The sequence below is a fragment of the Pseudomonas sp. R62 genome (assembly GCF_000257605.1).
Classification (GTDB): domain Bacteria; phylum Pseudomonadota; class Gammaproteobacteria; order Pseudomonadales; family Pseudomonadaceae; genus Aquipseudomonas; species Aquipseudomonas atacamensis.
On record NZ_AHZM01000811.1, the window covers coordinates 1 to 2,685 of the forward strand.

Sequence of the window (2,685 nt, forward strand, 5' to 3'; positions counted from 1 at the left end):
CGTCATGCGTTCGTGCATCTGATCGACGTTCAACTTGAAAGCGCCCTGCCCTGCGACACGTTTAGCGCTTACGACCTGCTGATCGACGACGCCATCGGTATGGCTGAGTGGGCGCCTCACCTGCTTTACCCCGGCGCTACCTGCGCGAACCTCGTCGTGCGTTCGCGGATCGATCAATTGCTCCACGGCTCCTGCCGCAAGCCCCATCATCCGGCAACCGATGGCTTGCTCTGCGTCGATCAATTGCTGGCCGACGAAACCGATGCGCAACGACGTCCGGCGTTGCTGATGATGAGCGGTGATCAGGTCTATGCCGACGACGTCGCCGGGCCGATGCTGCGGGCGATTCATGCCTTGATCGAGCGTCTGGGTCTGTTCGATGAGCACCTTGACGGTGCCGTGGTCAGCGACAGCGCCAAGCTCTATGAGCACCCGGCCAGCTACTACCACCGTTCGGATTTGTTACCGGCGCTGGAGAGCAACGAGACCTTGCGCGAGCGATTTTTCGGTGGCGCGCGTAAGCCGATTTTTACCAGCAGCAGTGCCGACAATCACTTGGTGACGTTCGCCGAAGTCATGGCCATGTACATGCTGGTGTGGTCGCCGACGCCGTGGTCGTTGATCAATCCGAGCGCGCCGACGCTGACGCCTGAACGCCGCAAGCGCTACCACCTCGAGCAGACGCGCATCGATGCTTTCAAGGCGGGCCTGGGCAACGTCGCGCGGGCGCTGGCGCATCTGCCGAGCCTGATGATTTTCGATGATCACGACATCACCGATGACTGGAATCTTTCTGCGCAGTGGGAGGAAACCGCCTACGGCCATCCGTTCTCCAAGCGCATCATTGGCAATGCGCTGATTGCCTATTTGTTGTGTCAGGGCTGGGGCAACAATCCGGATGCCTTCAAGGACGTGCTGGAGCAAACCGCACGACTGAGCGCCAGCGGTGATGACGGCTATCTGGACATGCCGGTGCAGGATGATCTGATTGATCAGCTGCTGCGTTTTCAGCAGTGGCATTTCGTATTGCCGAGCACTCCGGCACTGGTGGTGATCGACACGCGCACCCGGCGCTGGCGCAGCGAGATGGCCCTCAAGCAACCGTCGGGCCTGCTCGACTGGGAAGCCTTGAGCGAACTGCAACAGGAACTGCTCGATCACCCTTCGGCAATCATCGTGTCACCGGCGCCGATCTTCGGCGTCAAGCTGATTGAAACTGTGCAGAAAGTGTTCAGCTGGTGCGGTTATCCGCTGCTGGTCGACGCGGAAAACTGGATGGCCCATCGCGGCGCGGCACAGGTGATCCTGAACATTTTCCGACACTCGCGCACACCGGGGAACTACGTGGTGCTGTCCGGCGATGTGCATTATTCCTTCGTCTACGAAGTCCTGATTCGCCACCGCAAGGCCGGCCCCCGGATCTGGCAGATCACCAGCAGCGGCATCAAGAACGAATTCCCGCCAACGCTGCTTGAATGGTTCGATCGCCTCAACCGCTGGCTCTACTCACCGCGCTCGCCATTGAACTGGTTCACCAAACGCCGCTTGATGCGCATCGTCCCGTATACGCCGGAACATGCCGAGGCCGGGGAACGGCTGTGGAATTCGGCGGGGATCGGACAGGTGTTTTTCAATGAACAGGGGCAGCCGAGCGAGATTGTTCAGCACAACTCGAATGGGGCGGTGAAGACGAGGATGCTGGCGCCGGAGTTGGGGGACGGGCTGGATTGAGGCCAGACTCTGAGCATTGGTGGAGTACCTGCAATGGGCACTCCACCTGCTGACAATTACCGCTGATAAGGATTACAAGCCTCTCGGAAACGTCTCCGAAGTGCTTGAGTGATACTGGGCGCAATCACAGTCGACCTCACTGTGTACCGACCACTCGCAGGGCTACATCATGCAAACCATCACCTTCAGCAAAACCACAGCTCACCTGGCCTTGTCGATGGACCAAGCAACCAATGATCGCGAACCGTTGCTGATTACCAGGCGCGGTGCCGAACCGGTTGTGATGATAGGTCTGACTGACTATGAGTCACTTTTGCGGACAGTCAATTCGCTGTCCTTACCAGACACTCCGCAGCAGTGATTATGCAGATAGGGCTGACGACAACGCCCGCCCGACCCCTCTGACAATCATCCCCACCTCGCGCTCATCAATCGTCAGCGGCGGGAGCAACCTGATGGTCTTGCCACGAGTCACGTTGATCAACAAGCCGTGATCCCGTGCGGCGATCAGCGTCAGGTCGCGCACCGGTTGTTTCAGCTCGATGCCGATCATCAGTCCCTGCCCCCGGATTGCCAGCACGTTCGGGTTGTCTGCCAATTCGGCGCGCAAGCGTTCCAGCAGCCGTGCGCCCTGCACCCGCGCATTCTCCAGCAGGCCTTGCTCTTCGATGATGTCCAGCACCGTGCAGCCGACCCGACAGGCCAGTGGATTGCCGCCGAAGGTGCTGCCGTGGCTGCCTGGGGTAAACAGGTCCGCCGCGCGGCCACGGGCCAGGCAGGCGCCGATCGGCACGCCATTGCCGAGGCCTTTGGCCAGAGTCATGACGTCGGGCACGATGCCTTCGTGTTGACAGGCGAACCACTGCCCGGTGCGGCCAATGCCGGTCTGGATTTCATCGAGCATCAGCAGCCACGCGTGGCGATTGCACAGGTCGCGCAGGGCCTTGAGATAAC

The 2,685-nt window shown here is 60.3% G+C and carries 3 protein-coding genes; 2 read left to right on the top strand and 1 reads right to left on the bottom strand.

Features of this window, described 5'->3' with window-relative positions:
- Both OQK_RS00105 and OQK_RS00110 read left to right on the top strand, forming a co-directional pair.
- A partial coding sequence (locus OQK_RS00105) for an alkaline phosphatase D family protein (protein ID WP_016770564.1) occupies window positions 1-1,731 on the top strand: 1,731 nt, incomplete at its 5' end.
- A 169-nt stretch (window positions 1,732-1,900) separates the two neighbouring features.
- The gene (locus tag OQK_RS00110; protein WP_016770565.1) at window positions 1,901-2,092 is read left to right on the top strand and encodes a type II toxin-antitoxin system Phd/YefM family antitoxin; all 192 of its coding nucleotides are present in this window, start codon (window positions 1,901-1,903) and stop codon (window positions 2,090-2,092) included.
- Here OQK_RS00110 and OQK_RS00115 read toward each other — a convergent pair.
- A partial coding sequence (locus tag OQK_RS00115; RefSeq protein ID WP_016770566.1) for an aminotransferase class III-fold pyridoxal phosphate-dependent enzyme occupies window positions 2,093-2,685 on the bottom strand: 593 nt, incomplete at its 5' end. It lies immediately after the preceding gene.